Origin of the sequence: Magnetospirillum sp., assembly GCA_027532905.1 — a bacterium.
Lineage (GTDB): Bacteria > Pseudomonadota > Alphaproteobacteria > CACIAM-22H2 > CACIAM-22H2 > Tagaea.
The window spans coordinates 356,037-373,726 of the sequence record JAPZUA010000001.1 but is presented as its reverse complement, the minus strand read 5'-3'; the positions used below and the strand labels follow the sequence as shown (position 1 = coordinate 373,726).

Annotated in this window: 15 protein-coding genes; 4 read left to right on the top strand and 11 right to left on the bottom strand. The window is 66.3% G+C overall.

Translation table 11 applies throughout. From position 1 onward, the window contains the following. Positions 1 to 55 precede the first annotated feature (55 nt). The 3 genes from O9320_01800 to O9320_01790 form a co-directional block, all read right to left on the bottom strand. On the bottom strand, positions 56 to 1,690 hold the full coding sequence (locus O9320_01800) for an iron ABC transporter permease (protein ID MCZ8309558.1): 1,635 nt from the start codon (positions 1,688 to 1,690) through the stop codon (positions 56 to 58). 133 nt (positions 1,691 to 1,823) lie between these two features. After that, positions 1,824 to 2,264, bottom strand: coding sequence for a hypothetical protein (locus O9320_01795; protein ID MCZ8309557.1), 441 nt, complete (start codon positions 2,262 to 2,264; stop codon positions 1,824 to 1,826). 86 nt (positions 2,265 to 2,350) lie between these two features. Continuing rightward, positions 2,351 to 2,548, bottom strand: a complete 198-nt coding sequence (locus O9320_01790) for a hypothetical protein (GenBank protein ID MCZ8309556.1) — start codon at positions 2,546 to 2,548, stop codon at positions 2,351 to 2,353. A gap of 57 nt (positions 2,549 to 2,605) precedes the next feature. Here O9320_01790 and O9320_01785 point away from each other — a divergent pair, with 57 nt between their 5' ends. Then, positions 2,606 to 3,040, top strand: coding sequence for a hypothetical protein (locus O9320_01785; GenBank protein MCZ8309555.1), 435 nt, complete (start codon positions 2,606 to 2,608; stop codon positions 3,038 to 3,040). A 4-nt stretch (positions 3,041 to 3,044) separates the two neighbouring features. Here the strand turns inward: O9320_01785 and O9320_01780 are convergent, their stop codons facing one another. Continuing rightward, complete coding sequence (locus O9320_01780) at positions 3,045 to 3,371, bottom strand: hypothetical protein (protein MCZ8309554.1); 327 nt, start codon at positions 3,369 to 3,371, stop codon at positions 3,045 to 3,047. A gap of 15 nt (positions 3,372 to 3,386) precedes the next feature. Then, a complete protein-coding gene (locus O9320_01775; GenBank protein MCZ8309553.1) occupies positions 3,387 to 4,631 on the bottom strand; it encodes a multidrug effflux MFS transporter in 1,245 nt (414 codons plus the stop codon). 107 nt (positions 4,632 to 4,738) lie between these two features. Between O9320_01775 and O9320_01770 the strand changes: the two genes are divergently transcribed. The 3 genes from O9320_01770 to O9320_01760 are packed head-to-tail and all read left to right on the top strand — an operon-like array spanning position 4,739 to position 11,617. Next, complete coding sequence (locus O9320_01770) at positions 4,739 to 8,125, top strand: transglutaminase family protein (protein ID MCZ8309552.1); 3,387 nt, start codon at positions 4,739 to 4,741, stop codon at positions 8,123 to 8,125. A 26-nt stretch (positions 8,126 to 8,151) separates the two neighbouring features. Continuing rightward, entirely contained in the window at positions 8,152 to 10,701 is a 2,550-nt protein-coding gene (locus tag O9320_01765; GenBank protein ID MCZ8309551.1) for a circularly permuted type 2 ATP-grasp protein, read from the top strand. Positions 10,702 to 10,726: 25 nt separating this feature from the next. Then, the gene (locus tag O9320_01760; GenBank protein MCZ8309550.1) at positions 10,727 to 11,617 is read left to right on the top strand and encodes a transglutaminase family protein; all 891 of its coding nucleotides are present in this window, start codon (positions 10,727 to 10,729) and stop codon (positions 11,615 to 11,617) included. Here O9320_01760 and O9320_01755 read toward each other — a convergent pair. From O9320_01755 to modA, 6 genes are read right to left on the bottom strand one after another with little or no spacing between them, the layout of a single operon-like run. Then, the gene (locus tag O9320_01755) at positions 11,585 to 12,196 is read right to left on the bottom strand and encodes a DUF938 domain-containing protein (protein ID MCZ8309549.1); all 612 of its coding nucleotides are present in this window, start codon (positions 12,194 to 12,196) and stop codon (positions 11,585 to 11,587) included. The genes O9320_01760 and O9320_01755 overlap by 33 nt on opposite strands. Beyond that, the gene (locus tag O9320_01750; protein ID MCZ8309548.1) at positions 12,193 to 14,568 is read right to left on the bottom strand and encodes a PAS-domain containing protein; all 2,376 of its coding nucleotides are present in this window, start codon (positions 14,566 to 14,568) and stop codon (positions 12,193 to 12,195) included. The genes O9320_01755 and O9320_01750 overlap by 4 nt, the downstream gene beginning before the upstream one ends. A 10-nt stretch (positions 14,569 to 14,578) precedes the next feature. Continuing rightward, the gene (locus O9320_01745; protein ID MCZ8309547.1) at positions 14,579 to 15,088 is read right to left on the bottom strand and encodes an adenine phosphoribosyltransferase; all 510 of its coding nucleotides are present in this window, start codon (positions 15,086 to 15,088) and stop codon (positions 14,579 to 14,581) included. A gap of 41 nt (positions 15,089 to 15,129) precedes the next feature. Next, entirely contained in the window at positions 15,130 to 16,239 is a 1,110-nt protein-coding gene (gene modC, locus O9320_01740) for a molybdenum ABC transporter ATP-binding protein (GenBank protein MCZ8309546.1), read from the bottom strand. Continuing rightward, positions 16,239 to 16,931, bottom strand: coding sequence for a molybdate ABC transporter permease subunit (gene modB, locus O9320_01735; GenBank protein MCZ8309545.1), 693 nt, complete (start codon positions 16,929 to 16,931; stop codon positions 16,239 to 16,241). Before modB ends, modC begins: the two co-directional genes overlap by 1 nt. 1 nt (position 16,932) lies before the next feature. Further along, a complete protein-coding gene (gene modA / locus O9320_01730) occupies positions 16,933 to 17,673 on the bottom strand; it encodes a molybdate ABC transporter substrate-binding protein (protein MCZ8309544.1) in 741 nt (246 codons plus the stop codon). Positions 17,674 to 17,690: the final 17 nt, after the last annotated feature.

Below are 17,690 nucleotides of genomic sequence, written 5' to 3'. Positions count from 1 at the left end.
CGGCGATCCGGCCGCAGGTTTTTTCCCCCTGGCGGGGGCTTGTGTAAAGGGCGCGTCAGCGCGCGCGCGCAGTTGCAGCCGCACCCGGCCGTGCGCGCGCGATCATCCAACTCAGAATCGCGACGGGAATGAGGCCGGCCGCCACGATCGCGACCGACCCCGTCGCGGCTTGGCCCAGGCGCTCGTCGGACGCCAGCGAATAGACGCGTATCGCGAGAGTGTCGAAGCCGAAGGGGCGCACGATCAGCGTGGCGGGCAGTTCTTTGAGCACGTCCACGAACACGAGCAACGCCGCCGTCAGGATCGAGCCGCCCATCAGCGGCATATGCACGAAGCGCAGAACGCGGGGCTTTCGCGCCCCCAAGCTTGCCGCCACATCGTCCATCGCTGGCGTGATCTTCGCCATGCCGGTTTCGACCGGCCCCAGTGCCACCGCGAGGAAGCGCACGACATAGGCATAGACGAGGGCCACCAATGTGCCGGACAGCAGCAGCCCCGACGACACGCCGAACGTGGCGCGCAAGCTTGCATCGAGCGCATTGTCGAACAGGCCGAGCGGCACCAGGATCCCGACCGCGACGATCGAGCCCGGGATCGCGTAGCCGATACCGGCCACGCGCACGGCACCCGCCACCAATGGCGTCGGCGTCAGACGCCGCGCGTAAGCCAGGGCAAGGGCGAGTGCCACGGTTGCGGCGGCAGCAAGGCTCGCCAGCGCAAGCGAGTTGCCGGCATATTCGGCAAAGCGCGCGGCGAACAGCGGATCGCCCTCGCGCCATGCCATGCGCAGCAGCATGATCGCCGGTACGACGAAGCCGAGCAGGACGGGCAGCGCGCATGTCGCAAATGCGGCGGCCGCGTGCCAGCCCGTCAGGCGCAACGGGGCCAGCGGGCGGTAGCGTCGCGTGGTGTGGTGCGTGCGCGCGGCCCCGCGCGAGGAGCGCTCGAGCCACAGCAACACGAGCACGAAGGCGAGCAGGGCGGTCGCGAGCTGGCTTGCGGCAATGCGATTGCCCATGCCGAACCAGGTGCGATAGATCGCGGTCGTGAAGGTATCGACGCCGAAATACTGCACGGTGCCGAAATCGGCCAAGGCTTCCATGAGGGCGAGGGCGACCCCCGCCGCGATCGCGGGCCGGGCGAGCGGCAGCGCCACGCGCGCGAAAGCACCCCACGCGTTGCGGCCCAACACGCGGCTTGCCTCGAGCACGCACACCGACTGTTCGAGAAACGCCGCGCGCGCGAGCAGATAAACGTACGGGTAAAGCACGAGGACGAGCATCGCGACGGCACCGCCGAGCGACTGGATGTCGGGAAACCAATAGTCGCCGCGCCGCCAGCCGAACACGTCGCGCAAGGCCGTCTGTACGGGCCCTGCGAATTGCAGCAGGTCGGTGTAGGCGTAGCCGATGATGTAGGCCGGGATCGCCATCGGCAGTAGCAGCCCCAATTCGAGCGCGCGGCTGAACGGAAAGCGGCACATCGTCACGAACCAGGCGCACGCAACGCCAAGCACCAGCGTGCCTGCACCGACGCCCACGAGCAGCAAGGCGGTGTTGGCAAGAATGGCGGGCAGGGTCGTCGCCCACAGATGCGCCCACGCATCGCCCGGCGACAGCAATAGATTGGCCGCGACCGCCACGATCGGCAGCATCGCAAAGCCGGCCGCTGCCAGTGCCAACCACGCCATAGGCGTCAACTGGGCGGTCCGGCGGGCGGTCCGCCGGATGGGCGCGTGCGGGGGCAGGGTTGCGGCGACGTCCGACAAATCGGCCTCGTGAGAATGCGAATGGTTCGCAAATCTTCTAGGCCATTGTCGAGCGTTAGGCGAGTCCGAAGCTGCCGAATTTCAGCATTTCGAGAACGCGCAAGGCGATCTGCGTGCCGACATACAGCAAAAATCCGTCGATGAGGCCCTTGGCATAGGTCGGATCGAGGGGCCGATCGAGCTTGGCCAGGCTTTGCGCCCAGCTGGATCGGGGGCGGGGCTGGTAAGGCGGGGCGGGTGCCGCCATCGCGACAAAAGCCGCCTGCGGCGTTGGCCGCATCTTTGGCCGTTTTGTCGGGACCCATACTTCGCTGATGCGCGTGCGCGGTGCGCCGTAGATCTCGCTCCAATAGATGGCTTTTTGCTCGGCCAGATCGAGGTCGGCCACCAAAGCGCGCGGTAGCCAAGAATCGTAGAGCAATGTCGCCACCAGATAGTGGCGTTCGCTGAGCTCGGTTGCCTCGGCATAGTCGCCCGGATACATACTGTTTCCCATAAATACAAAATGTAATTTATTAAAATACCGTTTATATAGCCCGAGTCAATGCGGATATTCGTGCGCTCACGCGGGCGGTTAGTTGGTCAGGCGTTTTCGGGGCGGAAGCGGGCTTGGTTCAGCAGCACCGGGCACGCGACGATGCGCGTGACCTCGGGATCGTAGAGCGCACGCAGGCGCGCATGCGGCACGCTGTAGCCGTCATGCAGAACCGCTTCCACGACCCAGGAATAGAGTTCGTGGCTGACAAAGCGCTGGCCGGGGCGAATCGCATCGCTGTGCATGACTCGATTTTACCCGCGAGAGCGGCGGCGCACCATGCTCGTGTGGTAGATTTCGGCATGCAACGCATTTGGGCAGCCCTGCTGGCAGTCACCATCGCGGCGGCGGTTGGCCCGGCTGCAGCGCAAGATCTGCGCCGGACCGACGAGCGGCATTTGCAACGCCAATTCGATCCGGTGGGCCCGCAAATGCTCGAGACCGCACGCACCCCGGAAGTCGCGCGGCCCCGCCCGGTGTTGCTGCGCAGTCCGAAAAGCTTGGCCGAGCTGGGGAAATACGACGCCAAAGCCTCGGCGGCGTGCCGGGCGCGCGATTTCGGCCAGTTCGAGCAGCATCGCGCCACGGTCGTTCTGGCGGGCCGCACTTACGGTGCTGCCCAGTCGCCGGGCGACGATTTGGCCGATGCAAAGGGCGTGGCTGCCCCGAACGTGCTGTACGTGTTCGAGCAGCAGAGCACGACCGCCTGCCGCGTGTGGCGCGTGCGCGCGCGCTAGATTTTCAGGCCTTTGGGCCTTTGGCGTCTTCGATGTTCGGCTTGACCTCTTGTTCGCCGAAAATCCGCAGAATGATCGCGTCGAGGCTCGCTTTTTCCTCGTCCTTAAGCTTCACATTCTCGTCCATAAAATCGACATTGCTGTTGATCGCCCGAATGCCGGCGGCCAAATAAATGTCCATAATCTCGCGGATCGCGTGGAACTGTTTGCAGTTCACCGAGTCCATGCGCGTGTCGAAAATGCCTGCGATCACGCTGCAGCGATTGAGAATATGCTGCAGCTCCAGGCGCCGCTTTTCGTCGAGGTTCAGCTTCTTTTCTTCTGTGCTCATAGGCCATGAATAAGGTCATTCGGCTGGTTTTGCAATGCTCAAGCGGCTGTTGCTCGCAAGCTGATGGCTACCGAGCGACACGAGCGCGCAACCGAACATGAGGCTTGCGAGCGGCAGGCTGGTGCCGTCTTGGATATGGCCTAAAACGAAGGTTGCGATCGCCCCCAGCGACATCTGCACGAAACCGAGCAGGCCCGAGGCCGAGCCTGCGAGCCTTGGATCGACGCTGACGGCCCCTGCAATGAGATTGGGCTGCGAAAATCCATGCGCGATGCCGACCACGAAAATCGGCAAGAACAGCGCCCAGACCTCAAGCGGGAAGGCGAGCGCCCAAACGAGCCCGAAGCCGGTACCCGCCAAACTGCACACATTGCCGACCCGCACCATGCGGTCGAGGCCGATGCGCTGGCTGTAGCGGCCGGTCACGAAATTGCCGATGAGGTAGCTTGCCGCACAGCCGGCGAACCAGAACCCGTATTCCGAAGGGGCACGGCCCATGACCGTGACCATCAAATAGGGGGCAACCGCGAGAAACGCGAAAAACGCGACGGTATTGAACGACATCGCCAGCGTGTAGCCGACGAAGACGGGGCTGCGCACCAACAGCGACCAGCCGCGCGCCAGATGCCCGAAATCGACGCGTGCCTGGCGCTGATGGTTGGTTTCCGCAGCGCGCGCCCAAGACCCGAGCAGCACAACGGCGACGAACGCCGTGAGCAGCACGAAGCTGGCGCGCCAGCCCAAATGCTCGTCGAGCAGGCCGCCGATCGACGGGGCCACCATCGGCATCAGCGACATGCCCATCGTCACATAGGCAAGTTCGCTGGCCGCACGGTCGCGCGCGAACAGATCGCGTACCATGGCACGCGAAAGCACGAGGCCAACGCAGCCGCCGAAAGCTTGCAGGAAGCGCCCGACGAGCAGAATTTCGATGGTTGGGGCAACGAGGCAAAGGATGCTGCCAAACAAACCGATCACCAGGCCGCCGAGCAGCACCGGGCGGCGGCCATAGCAGTCGGAGAGCGGCCCGTAGATCGGCTGGCCCAGCGCAATTCCAACGAGAAACAGCGTCAAAGCAAGCTGCGCCGTACCGTAGTCCGATTGGAACGCCTCGGCGAGCCGCGGCAGCGATGGGATGAACACGTTGAGGGCGAACGGCGCGCAGCTGCTGATCGCGATCAGCAGCCACAGGGGCGGACGAGCGGTCGGGGCCAAAGGTGGAGCGGGCGGCGGTGTGGCTGTCACGATGAGCGCGACCATAGCAAGCTGGCGTGCGGCTTGCACTCCCTTGCAACACGCCGCAATCCGGCGCATTTTGCGCCGTCTTTTGTCCTGTCTTTTTCCCCTGCCGTAGGTAATCCCCGCCCATGACGCTGAACGTGGCACTGCACCACCGCACGGCCTACAAATACGATCGCCTGATCGCCCTTGGGCCCCAAGTGGTGCGCCTGCGCCCAGCGCCGCACAGCCGCACGCCGGTGCTTGCCTATTCGCTGAAAATCTCGCCCGAGCCGCATTTCCTCAATTGGCAGCAAGATCCGCACGGCAATTGGCTGGCACGCCTCGTGTTCCCGGAAAAGACCGACCATTTCACGGTCGATGTCGATCTCGTCGCCGACATGGCGGTGCAGAATCCGTTCGATTTTTTCCTCGAGCCTTACGCGCAGAAATTTCCGTTCAAGTACGAAGACGGGCTGCTCGACGATCTCGCCCCGTTCATGAAGCCCGACAAGGCCGGGCCCATGCTGGCGCAGTGGCTCGCCAAGGTGCCGCGCGAAGAGGCCGTCACGATCGACTTCCTGGTCGCCCTCAACCAGCGCTTGCAGAAGGATATCGGCTACATTATCCGCCTCGAGCCCGGCGTGCAGGATTGCGAAACGACGCTCACGCGCGCCAAGGGCTCGTGCCGCGACACAGGTTGGCTGTTCGTGCAGATCCTGCGCCATCTCGGGTTGGCCGCACGCTTCGTGTCGGGCTATCTGATCCAGCTTGTGGCCGACCAGAAGGCGCTCGACGGGCCGTCGGGCACCGAGATCGATTTCACCGATCTGCATGCGTGGACGGAGGTCTATCTGCCCGGTGCCGGTTGGATCGGTTTCGATCCGACGTCGGGCCTGATGACGGGCGAGGGCCATATTCCGCTCGCGGCCACGCCTGCCCCGCAATCGGCGGCCCCCGTCGAAGGCCTCATCGAAAAGGCCGAGGTCGAATTCGGGCACGAAATGAAGGTCACGCGCATTGCGGAATCCGCGCGCACGACCAAACCCTACGACGAAGCCGCGTGGGCGCGCATCGAAGCGCTCGGCCACCATGTCGACACGCATCTGACGCGCGGCGACGTACGCCTCACGATGGGCGGCGAGCCCACCTTCGTGTCGATCGACGACATGGAAGGGGCCGAATGGAACACGGCCGCCCTCGGCCCCACCAAGCGGCGGCTTGCGGGCCAGCTCTTGAAGCGCTTGCGCAAGATCTGGTCGCCGGGCGCTTTGCTGCATTACGGCCAGGGCAAATGGTATCCGGGCGAGCAATTGCCGCGCTGGGCGCTGGGCTGTTTCTGGCGCAAGGATGGCGAGCCGATTTGGCGCGATCCCGCCTTGCAGGCCGACGATTCGTTGAAGACCAATGTCGGCTTCGACCATGCCGAGCGTTTCGCTCAGCGCCTGTGCGAACGCTTGGGCATTCCGCCGATCTTTGCTCAGCGTGCTTACGAAGACGCTTGGTACTATCTGTGGCGCGAGCAGCGCCTGCCGGTGAATGTCGATCCGCTCAAATCGAACCTCAAAGACGCCGAAGAGCGCGCGCGGCTGGCGCGCGTCTTCGAACAAGGGCTGGACAGCCCGGTCGGCATGGCCTTGCCGATCACGCGCGGCTGGCAAGGCGGCCCGCGCAAATGGTCGAGCGGCTTCTGGTTCGTGCGGCCGCAGCACATGTTTTTGGTCCCCGGCGATTCGCCGATGGGCTTGCGTCTGCCGCTTGACTCTCTGCCGTGGTCGGCGCCCGGCGACTATCCCTACCATTGGGAGCGCGACCCGTTCGAAGCGCTGCCGCCCTTGCCCAAGCGCGATCCGCGCGAGCGCGCCTTGCAGGTGGGCGGTGCCGCGGCGAACACGCGTACTGGCACGGGTATTGGGCCGCAGGGCCAGCCGATGCCCGATCGCCAAGCGATCGAAGATCTGCGCAAACGCGAGCGCTCGAGCCTGCGCCCGCAGCAATCGGCAAGCGGCATGGTGCGCACGGCCTTGTGCGTCGAACCGCGCGACGGTTTGCTGCATGTGTTTTTGCCGCCAGTTCCCACGATCGAAGACTATCTCGATCTCGTGGCGCATATCGAAGATACGGCCAAGGATCTCGCCCAGCCGATCCTCATCGAAGGCTATCCGCCGCCGAGCGATCCGCGCGTCGCCCATTTCTCGGTCACACCCGATCCGGGCGTGATCGAAGTCAATGTGCATCCGGCCGAACACTGGGGCGAGCTCGTCGACCGCACGGTTTCGCTCTACGAAGAAGCGCGCCAGACGCGGCTCGGAAGCGAGAAATTCATGCTCGACGGCCGCCATGTCGGCACCGGCGGGGGCAATCATTTTGTGCTCGGCGGCCAGACGCCCTCGCAATCGCCGTGGCTGCGCAGGCCCGATTTGCTGGGCTCGATGTTGCGCTTCTGGCACAACCATCCGGCGCTCTCGTATCTGTTCTCAGGCCTCTTCATCGGCCCCACCTCGCAGCATCCGCGCATCGACGAGGCGCGCAAAGACCAGGTGCACGAGCTTGAGCTCGCCCTCTCGCAGCTGCCGACCAAGGAAACAGCCGGCATTGCGCCGTGGCTCGTGGACCGCATCCTGCGCAACGTGCTCGTCGACGTGACCGGCAACACGCACCGCACCGAGTTCTGCATCGACAAGCTCTTTTCGCCGGACAATGCCGGCGGCCGACGCGGGCTTGTGGAACTGCGCGCCTTCGAAATGCCGCCCCATGCACGCATGAGTCTCGTGCAGCAGCTCCTGCTGCGCAGCCTCGTCGCGCATTTCTGGGAGCAGCCCTACACGCACAAGCTCGTGCGCTGGGGCAACACCGTGCACGACAAATTCATGCTGCCGCATTTCGTCGCCGAAGACATGGGCGACGTGCTGCAGACGCTGCGCGAAGCGGGTTACGCGTTCGAAGACAATTGGTTCGATCCGCATTGGGAGTTCCGCTTTCCCAAGCTCGGCAGTGCGGCCTATCGCGGCGTGGATCTCGAACTGCGCCATGCGCTCGAGCCCTGGCACGTGCTGGGCGAAGAGGCGGGGGCCGGCGGCACCGTGCGCTATGTCGACAGCTCGCTCGAGCGGCTGCAGGTGCGCGTGCGCAATCTCGTCGATCAGCGCCATGTGCTCGCCTGCAACGGCGTGCGGGTTCCTTTGCATCCGACCGGCGTCGAGGGCGAGTATGTGGCCGGTGTGCGCTTCCGCGCGTGGGATCCGGCCTCGGCCCTGCATCCGACCGTCGGCGTGCATGCCCCGCTCGTGTTCGATCTCGTGGATAGCTGGAGCAAGCGCTCGATCGGCGGCTGCACTTATCACGTGGCGCATCCGGGCGGGCGCAACTACGACCGCTTCCCGGTCAACGCCAACGAGGCCGAAGCGCGCCGCCGCACCCGGTTCTTCGGGATCGGACATTCGCCAGGTTCTCTGATACCGCAAGTCCCGACCGTTGATCCGGATTTCCCGCTCACGCTTGACCTGCGCCGCACGTCCCCGCCAAGCTTGAGCTGAACCGACGGAGTCCCGCCAAGGCGCGCATGGAAGACCTACGTCTCAATCGTGCCGCACCGTCCGATGCGGACGCGTCTGCTCCGCCCTTCGACGAGATGGTCACCGGGGCCGGGCAGATTCGCAGCCATTGGCAAGCCCTCATGGGCGCCTTGCGCACGCTTGCCCCCGGTGCGATGGCCGAGCGCATGGAACGCGCGCGCCGCCAGTACGACGAAAACGGCGTGACCTACAATGTGTTCGCCGAATCGCGCCAGCCGCAGCGCCCGTGGCAGTTCGATCTCATTCCGCTGCCCGTGCCGGCCGAGGAATGGCGCGACATCGAAAAAGGTCTCGTGCAGCGCGCCACGCTGCTCGAGCGCATCATCGCCGACGTCTATGGTGCGCAAAGCCTGATCCGCGAGCGGTTGATGCCGCCGGCTCTCGTGCAGGCCAACCCGGCGTTCCTGCGTGCCTGTCACGGCGTCAAGCCCGCCAACGGCGCACCCTATCTGCATTTCTATGCCGCCGACATCGCACGCGGGCGCGACGGGCGCTGGCGCGTGTGCGCGGACCGCGTCAATGCCCCATCGGGGGCGGGCTACGCGCTCGAAAACCGCAACGTGCTGATGCGCACGCTGCCGGAGTTTTTCCAGTCGGCCAATGTGCGCAGGCTCACACCCTTCTTCGAATTGTGGCAGACGGCTTTGGCACAGCTCGCCCCGCGTGCGCGCGAAAATCCGCGCATCGTGCTGCTGACACCCGGACCCTACAGCGAAACCTATTTCGAGCACGTGTATCTCGCCCGCCAACTCGGCCTCACGCTGGCCGAAGGGGCGGACCTCACCGTGCGCAACGCCAAGCTTTATCTAAAGACGCTGGGCGGTCTGCAGCAGGTCGATGTCGTTTTGCGCCGCCTCGACGAGGATTATTGCGATCCGGTCGAGCTGCGTCCGGAATCGGCGATCGGCGTTGCCGGGCTTGTCGATGCGGTGCGTGCCGGCAACGTCACGATCGCCAACGCGCTCGGTGCCGGTGTCGTTGAGACGCCGGCGATGATGCCGTTCCTGCCCGGCCTTGCCAAACATCTGCTCGGCGAAGAGATGCTGATGCCGTCGGTGGAGACCTGGTGGCTCGGCCAGCGCGCCGTGTTCGAAGAAGTCGCCGGACGGCTCGACGACTACGTGATCCGCCCGTGTTTTGCGGGCGACATGCTCGAAGCCTCGGTCGTCGGCGCCCAGCTCGACGCCCCGCGCCGCCGCCATTTGCTTGAGCGGCTGCGCGCAGCCCCCCATCGCTACGTGGCGCAAGCGCGCATGCACAAATCGGCGATGCCGGTGTGGACGCAGAACGGCCTCGTACCGCGCCCGCTCTTGATGCGCTGTTTTCTCATCCGCCACGAAGGCGGCTATGTGCCGATGCCCGGTGCGATGACGCGCGTGGCCGCCGACGACAACGGCTTCGACATTTCGATGCAGCGCGGCGGGGCCGCCAAAGACACCTGGATCATCCAGCACGAGCATGCGCCCATCGTGGTGCGGCCGCGCGCCTCGGCCGTGCGCGAGCCGTTGCGCCGCTCGGCGGGCGAGCTGCAGAGTCGGCTTGCCGACAATCTGTTCTGGCTCGGCCGCTACACCGAGCGCTTGGACAACGCCGCCCGCCTGATGCGCGCGTGTCTGATGCGCGCGCCCGCCGGCGGCAGTTCGGCGCGCGAAATCGCCGAGTTCCAGGTACTGGCGGGCATGCTCGCGGCGCGCGGCCTCATCGAGCGGCCGATCGGCGGCCTGCCCGACGGGCGGGCGATGGCCGAAGCGCTCGGCCATGCGTGCGGGCCCGAGGGGGGCCTCTCACATCTGTTCCAAGCCTTGCAGCGTATCGCCCCCACCGTGCGCGACCGGCTGTCGGCCGACATGTGGAACGTCGTCAACGAGCAGATGCGCGACGCGCGCCTGCGCTTCGAAAGCCAGCCGGGCGATCTCGACCGGCTGCTCGAAGGCATGGACTACACGATCGGCGTGTGCGCCGCCTTCCATGGCATGGCGGCCGAAAACATGACGCACGGCTCGGGCTGGCGCTTCCTCGATCTCGGCCAGCGCATCGAGCGCGCCTCGCACGGCGTGTCGGTCGTGCACGACGTTTTTGCGGCATCGGGCCAGGGGGCCGAGCCATGGCTGCGGCTGCTGCTCGAAGTGAGCGACAGTGCCATCACCTACCGCACGCGCTACATGGCGGCAGTGCAGCCCGCCCCCGTGCTCGATCTCGTGCTGTGCGACGAGACGAACCCGCGCGCGATCGCCTACCAGCTGCGCCAGATCGAAACGCATCTGTGCGAACTCGTGCAGCGCGACGTGCGCGCCTATTCCCAGCCCGAGCAGCGCATCGCGCGCGCGGTCCTCGCGGGCATCGAACTTTTCGACGTCGAGCGCGTGGGCTCCACTTTCGACCGTGCGGCAATGGCAGCCCTCGAAGCTCTGCTCGGCGACACGCGCGCGCGGCTCTCCGATCTTTCAGAAGCGATCACGCGCGCCTATTTCAGCCACGTCAAAACCGCCCAGTCGATCGGCTACGAGATCGGCCCTGCGGCGGAGCCGCGCCCATGATCTCCCAAGCGGCGGAGCCGCGCCCATGATCTACGACGTCGTGCACCGCACCACCTACCGCTACGAAGAACCCGTCGATCTTTCGTACCACGTGATGCGCGTGCTGCCGCGCGCTTTGCCGACCCAGCGCATTCTGCGCGCCGGCACGATCGTCACGCCCGCCCCCGTGCGCGTGCAGGACGGCATCGACTATTTCGGCAATGCCGTCACCCACATGTCGCTCGAGGAGCCGCACGCCGAACTCGTCGTCGATGCGCGCGCGCTCGTCGAAGTGCGCGCGGCGCCCGTGCCCGACGCGGACGCGACCCCGGCGTGGGAGACGGTGCGCGACGCACTCGACGGCGGCGGCCTGCCGGTCGAAACGCAGGCGGTCGAATTCGTGCGCGCGTCGCCCATGGCCGCCATCGACGATGCCGTGCGCGACTATGCGGCCGCTTCGTTCCAGCCGGGTGCGCCGCTGCTCGCGTGCCTGCTCGATCTCAACAAGCGCATCCGCAACGATTTTACGTTCGATCCGCGCGCGACCAATGTGGCGACACCGGTCGCCGACGTCATGCAGATGCGCCGCGGCGTATGCCAGGATTTTGCGCATGCGATGATAGCGGGCGTGCGCGCGATGGGGCTCGCGGCGCGCTACGTGTCGGGCTACATCCGCACCTACGCGCCGCAAGGGCAGATCCGCCGCCAAGGAGCCGACGCGAGCCACGCCTGGATCTCGGCCTTCGTGCCGGGGGCGGGCTGGATCGATCTCGACCCGACCAACGATCTCGTGGTCGGCGAGGAGCATGTGGTGCTCGGTTGGGGCCGCGACTACGGCGACATCGCCCCCATTCGCGGCGTCATTCTGGGCGGGGGCGCGCACCGGCTCGACGTGTCGGTCGATCTAAAGCCCGTTCTGGACGAAGACCAGGCATAGATTGTTGGCGGGCATCGCAACGCGCTGCGGGGCATCGAACCCTGCGGCGGCCGCCGCAATTTCGGCAACGCGGCGAAGACCCCAAGCCGAATTGCGCGCGCGCAAATCGGCGTCGAACGCAAGATTGGAGGCGGCCGTCGGCACGCCGTCTTCGATAAAGGGGCCGTAGAGCACAAGTACGCCACTTGGCGCCAGCGTGCGCTTGGCCCCCGCCAGCAGTCCCAATGTCGCCTGCCACGGCGCGATATGGACCATGTTGGCGCAGAAGATCGCATCGCACGCCGCCACAGGCCAGATGGCTTGTGTGGTGTCGAGATCAATGGGCGCCATGAGATTGGCGAGGCCGCTGTCTTCGCTATAGGCGGCGATCGAATCGCGGTTCGCCGCATCGGGATCGCTCGGCTGCCAGACGAGATGCGGCAGTTTTTGCGCCATGAAGACTGCATGCTCGCCGGTACCCGACGCGATCTCGAGCACGCGTCCGGATTTCTGCGGCAGATGCCGTTGCAGCGCCGCCAGGATGGGTTCGCGGTTGCGCAAGGCGGCGGGCGAGCTGCGGCGCGGATCGCGCAGCGTCATGGCGAAGCTTGGGCCGATATCTGGCGCACGCGCGCGAGCGTGCGGTTGGGCGGCAGATGCACGACGACGCTCGTGCCTTTGGCGATTTCGCTGGCAATGGTCAACGTCCCGCCGTGCAACTCGACGAGCTTGCGCGACAAAGGCAGGCCGAGCCCGGTTCCCTCGAAGCGGCGCGACAGGGCGTTGTCGACCTGCGCGAACGGTTCGAGGGCGCGCGGAATATCCTTGGGGTCCATGCCGATGCCGGTGTCGTGCACGACGATCTGCACGCCCGCATCGTCCGCCACGCGCGCTTCGAGTTCCACATGGCCGCCGGGCGGGGTGAACTTGACGGCGTTCGACAAGAGATTGAGCAGCACTTGCTTGAGCCGCCGCGCATCGGCGCGGATGTCGGGCAGGTCGGGTGCGAGTTTCTTGATCACGCGCACTTTGCCCACTGTCGCGCGCGGCTCGACCAGCCGCAGGCTTGCGGCCGCAAGCTCTGCGACGTCGACTTTCTCTTCGTCGAGTTCCGCACTGCCCGATTCGGCCTTCGAGATGTCCAGAATGTCGCTGATCACGTTCAGCAGATGCGTGCCGCTCGCGTGGATGTCGCGCGCATAGTCGGCGTAGCGCCGCTCGCCGACCGTACCGAAGATTTCGCGGAAGATGATCTCCGAAAAACCGATCACGGCGTTGAGCGGCGTGCGCAACTCGTGGCTCATATGCGCGAGGAAATCGGACTTGGCGCGGTTGGCGGCTTCCGCGGCTTCCTTGGCGCGGCGCAGCGCTTCTTCGGTCTCGCGCCGCTCGGTGAGGTCGAGCAGCAGCATCACCCAGCCGCCGTCGGGCAAAGGCGAGCGGCGCGTCTGGATGTAGCGGCCGTTTTTGCGCCAGCCTTCGGCGATCGAGGCGACGGGCTGGCGGTTGCGCGCCATACGATTCGCGATTTCGGCCTCGATGTCGTCGACGGGTCCAAGATCGCCGCGCTGCAGCTGGTAGCGCAGATTGGTCGCGAAATCGGATCCGGTCAGCGGAAACTCCGCCGGAATTTCGAGCATGCGCCTAGCGGTATCGTTCCACACCACGAGTTTGGTCTCGCCGTTGTAGACGAGGATGCCTTCGTCGATGTTTTCGATCGTGCTTTCGAGAATCTGGGTCTTTTCGGCGATTTCCTTGGCGCGCGCGCGGTCTTGCGTGACGTCGACCGCGATCACGGCGAAGCCGCCGTCGTCGAGCGGCTGCAGGCGGCGGTCGACGGCGCTGCCGTCGGCATAGAAGATCGTGCGCACGCTGGCCTCGCCCGAATCGATCTTTTCGAGTTCGAGGTCCCAACTGCCGCGCGGACCGTCGCGCCAATCGAGGCGTTTGCGCGCGAACATCGCGTCGAGCAGTTCTTCGTAGGTCTTGCCGGGCTGCAGCACGTCGCCGAGCCCGAGCCGCTCGCAGTAGGCGCGGTTGAAGAAGACGAGCTGGTGCGAACGGTCGAAGATCGCGATCGCTGCATCGAGCGAGTCGAAGGCGCGCAGCAGGCGCTGCTCGGCGATCTGCGTGCGCTCGGCCTCGGCGAGTTCGACCGTGATGTCTTTGGACGTGCCGCGATAGCCCAGAAACGCGCCGTCTTCGCCGAAGATCGGCCGACCCGACACCGTCACGATGCGGTCCGCACCGTCGGGCAGCACGCGGCGCAGGCGGAAGTCGCGGAATTCGCGCCGGGCGGCAAGGTCGGCCTTGTGCGCGTCCATGTCGGCGTGAAGGGCTGTGTCGATGCCGCGCTCCCAACGCCGCAGGCCGATGAAAGAATGTTCGATCGGCGTGAGCGTGTCGCGCGTCGGGCGCTGGAGATAGACGAGGCGATGCTCGGAATCTTCCTCCCACAGCCAGTCGGCCGAGAGGGCGGTGAAATCGGCGAGGCGCTGGCGCAGTTGGTCGAGCTCGGCGGTCTTCTCGGCGAGCTCGAATTCGAGGTCGGCCGCTTGCGTCGCGATGCGCGCCGTGCCGCGATAGCCCGAATAGCGGCCACCCGCAAAGATAGGCGTGCCCGCAAGGGCAAGCACGCAGCGCTGCCCGTCGGACCCGGGCCCGGCAAGCATCACGTCGCGAAACGGCGCCTGCCGGTCGAGCGCGTCGTCGAGCCTTGCGGCTGCCATCGGATCGAGGTTCGCGCGGATTTCGGCGAGCGTGCGGCAGCCCGCCAGCGACGGCGCAAGGTTGGGTGCGTGCGCGTGAAGTGCGCCGTCGCTTCCCGCCTCCCAGAACAAATCGGCGGCGGCTTGCGCCAACTGGCGCTGGCGCACGAGCTCGGCCTGCGCGTGCCTGGCACGCCAGACGAGCCAGCCGCACAAGGCCAACGCGGCGGCAGCGACGATCGCAGGGGCAATCGCGGCTGCCATGGCCGCGGGCTCAGTACTGGACGAGGCTGTCGAAGGCGACAGGCAGGCGTTTGCGACCCTCGAGGAATTTGAGTTCGATGAGGCATGCCGCCGCGCGCACGTCCGCACCCGATTTCTGCAGCAACGCGATCGCTGCATTCAGCGTGCCGCCGGTCGCCAGCACGTCGTCGAGCACGACCACGCGCGTGCCCGGCTTGACGGCGTTTTCCTGGATCTCGAGCGTGTCTTCGCCGTATTCGAGCGCATAGGTGTGCGGCACGGTTTTGCCGGGCAGCTTGCCGCGCTTGCGCACCATCATGAAGCCGCAGCCCATCGTGAGTGCGAGCGGGGCCGTCACCAGAAAGCCGCGGCTTTCGATGCCGGCGAGCAGATCGGGCTTATAGGGGGCGATCGCCTCGGCGAGCCGGTCGACGGCCGCCTTCCACGCGACGGCCGAGGCCAGCAGCGGCGAGATGTCGCGGAACAGAATGCCGGGCTTGGGAAAGTCCGGCACATCGTGGATATAGGATTTGAGGTCCATAGGGGCTCCTGGCTCGGGCGGCAGGAGCGCAGGATTAGGCATCACTCCGCATTTCGTCCAGACGAATCTCGGCGCCGCACGATCCGCTCGACGGCGACCGCCTTGACCACCGCAAAAACCGGGCTGCCAAGCGCGAGATCGAGTGCATCGAGGGCCGCCCGCGTGATGCGCGCGACCAGGCGCTGGCCGCCAACGACGACGGCAAGTTCGGCGTAAGCTCCGGTTTCAGGGATCAAATCGACGATATTGCCGGCCAAAACGTTGCGCGCCGACAATCCCTCCGGGCGCTGTGTTGCCAGCAGCACGTCGCGCGCCCGGATGCGCACGCGCACGAACGCGCCCGGTTCGGCGTCGATCTGCGGCACGGCCATTTCCGTGCCGCCGAACGCCAGATAGCTCAGCGCATAGGCGGCATCGTGCCGCAGCAAGGTCGTGTCGATCGCAGCCCCCGCCTCGAACCGCCCGACAAGCGGGCGCAGATCGAGCCGCGACATCACGTCCGCCAAGCCCCCGCACGCCGCAATGCGCCCGCCATCGACGATCGCGAGCGTGTCGGCCAGGCGCACGACCTCGTCGAGCGCGTGGCTCACATAGACGATCGGCACGTGCGTGCGCGCATGCAGCGCCTCGAGATAGGGCAGCAATTCGGCCTTGCGGGGCGCATCGAGCGAGGCGAGCGGCTCGTCGAGCAGCAGAATGTCGGGCTGGGCCAGCAAGGCGCGGCCGATCGCAACGCGCTGGCGCTCGCCGCCCGACAGGCCGAACGGATGGCGCGCCAAAAGATCGCGCAAACCCAGCAGATCGACGACGGCGTCGAATTCAATACCCTTGCTGCTGCCCGCGCGCGCCTGCCCGTAGCGCAGATTGGCCGCCACGCGCAGATGCGGAAACAGCCGCGCATCCTGGAACACGTAGCCGATGCGGCGCTGCGTCGTCGGCACGTCGATGCCGGCGGCGGCATCGAACAAAGTACGGCCTGCGATTTTGATCGTGCCGGCGGTGGGCCGCACGAGGCCCGCGATCGCGCGCACGATTGTGGTTTTGCCGGCCCCCGAACGGCCGAACAGCGCCAGCACGCCGCCGGTGGCCGCATCGAGCTTCACGTCGAGCGCAAACGTACCTTGCTTCAGGCGGAAATCGAGTTGCGGCATCAGCGGCCGAAACGTTTGCGCATGTGCTTGGCGATCGCCTCGGCGAGCACGAGGCCGCCGATGGCAAGTATGAGCGACACGGCCGCGAGCTTGGCGGCCGTCGCGTCGCCGCCCGGGCTTTGCGTGGCGGCATAGATCGCGAGTGGTAAGGTCTGGGTTTCGCCGGGCACGTTCGAGGCGAAGGTGATGACAGCGCCGAACTCGCCCAAGCTTGCCGCAAACGCGATCACCGCACCGGCGAGAATGCCGGGGGCAATCAGCGGCAGCGAGATCGTAAAGAAGCGGTCGAGCGCGCTTGCGCCCAAAGTGCGCGCCGCCTCGTCGAGGCCCGGATCGAGCGCTTCGACCGAAATGCGGATTGCGCGCACAAGCAGCGGGAATACCATCACGGCCGTCGCAAGCGTCGCCCCTGCGGCCGTGAACACAAGGCGGATGCCGAACTGTGCTTCTAGCCAGGCACCCAGGGGGCCGCGCACGCCGAGAAGCAGCAAGAGGGCGTAGCCGACCACGACCGGCGGCAGCACTAGCGGCAGATGCACGGCCGCATCGAGCAGCGCTTTGCCGGGAAAGTCGCGGCGCGCGAGCAGCCATGCCACGAGGATCGCGGGCGGCAAAGCGGTGGCCACCGCCGTCAGCGCAATGCGCAGGCTCAAGCCGATCGCGGCGAGTTCGGCTTGCGTGAAATCCGGCATGTCAGTCGACGGCAAAGCCGTGTTTGGCGAACACGGCCAAAGCGACCGGCGATTGCAGGGCGTCGAGCAGGCGGCGATTGGCGCCCGTGTCGCGGCCGGCAACCAGTGCGAACGGATACGAGATACGCGCGTGGCTCGTGGCCGGGAAGGTGGCCACGCGTACGACGCGCGGGGCTGCTGCCGCATCGGTTGCGTAGACGATGCCGAGCGGTACTTCGCCGCGTTCGACGAGCGCCATGGCCGCGCGCACCGATTCCGCGCGCGCGAGCCGCGGTTCGGCAAGCGTCCACAGCCCGAGCGATGCGAGTGCTTGCTGCGCATAGCGCCCGACCGGCACGTGTGCTGGATCGCCGGTCGCAAGGCGGCCGTTGCCGAGGCGCGCCGCGAAGGCGCCGGGCGTTTCGAGCGCCAAGGGGGTCGGTTGGTCGGCAGGGGCCACGATCACAAGGCGGTTCGACAGAAAGCTGCGCCGCGTGTCGGCCACGAGCTTGCCGCGCTGCTGGAGATAGTCGGCCCATTCCTCGTCGGCCGACGCGAAAATGTCGGCGGGAGCACCGTTTTCGATCTGGCGCGCGAGCGTGGACGACGCCGCAAACGAAAAGCGCGCGGCGTTGCCGGTGGCCGTCACGGCTTCCTTCAGCGCATCGGTGAGCGAAGCCGCCGCATAGATCAGCTGCGTTTGCGCGTGGGCAGGTGTGCCCAGCGCCAACAACGCAACAACGATTGCCAGAACGCGTTTCACCCCGCATCACCCCCGCT

Bases quoted from the DNA above. Each gene is read 5' to 3' on its own strand.
- O9320_01800 (MCZ8309558.1), bottom strand. From the start codon at position 1,690: ATGGCGTGGTTGGCACTGGCAGCGGCCGGCTTTGCGATGCTGCCGATC.
- O9320_01795 (MCZ8309557.1), bottom strand. From the start codon at position 2,264: ATGGGAAACAGTATGTATCCGGGCGACTATGCCGAGGCAACCGAGCTC.
- O9320_01790 (MCZ8309556.1), bottom strand. From the start codon at position 2,548: ATGCACAGCGATGCGATTCGCCCCGGCCAGCGCTTTGTCAGCCACGAA.
- O9320_01785 (MCZ8309555.1), top strand. From the start codon at position 2,606: ATGCAACGCATTTGGGCAGCCCTGCTGGCAGTCACCATCGCGGCGGCG.
- O9320_01780 (MCZ8309554.1), bottom strand. From the start codon at position 3,371: ATGAGCACAGAAGAAAAGAAGCTGAACCTCGACGAAAAGCGGCGCCTG.
- O9320_01775 (MCZ8309553.1), bottom strand. From the start codon at position 4,631: ATGGTCGCGCTCATCGTGACAGCCACACCGCCGCCCGCTCCACCTTTG.
- O9320_01770 (MCZ8309552.1), top strand. From the start codon at position 4,739: ATGACGCTGAACGTGGCACTGCACCACCGCACGGCCTACAAATACGAT.
- O9320_01765 (MCZ8309551.1), top strand. From the start codon at position 8,152: ATGGAAGACCTACGTCTCAATCGTGCCGCACCGTCCGATGCGGACGCG.
- O9320_01760 (MCZ8309550.1), top strand. From the start codon at position 10,727: ATGATCTACGACGTCGTGCACCGCACCACCTACCGCTACGAAGAACCC.
- O9320_01755 (MCZ8309549.1), bottom strand. From the start codon at position 12,196: ATGACGCTGCGCGATCCGCGCCGCAGCTCGCCCGCCGCCTTGCGCAAC.
- O9320_01750 (MCZ8309548.1), bottom strand. From the start codon at position 14,568: ATGGCAGCCGCGATTGCCCCTGCGATCGTCGCTGCCGCCGCGTTGGCC.
- O9320_01745 (MCZ8309547.1), bottom strand. From the start codon at position 15,088: ATGGACCTCAAATCCTATATCCACGATGTGCCGGACTTTCCCAAGCCC.
- modC (MCZ8309546.1), bottom strand. From the start codon at position 16,239: ATGCCGCAACTCGATTTCCGCCTGAAGCAAGGTACGTTTGCGCTCGAC.
- modB (MCZ8309545.1), bottom strand. From the start codon at position 16,931: ATGCCGGATTTCACGCAAGCCGAACTCGCCGCGATCGGCTTGAGCCTG.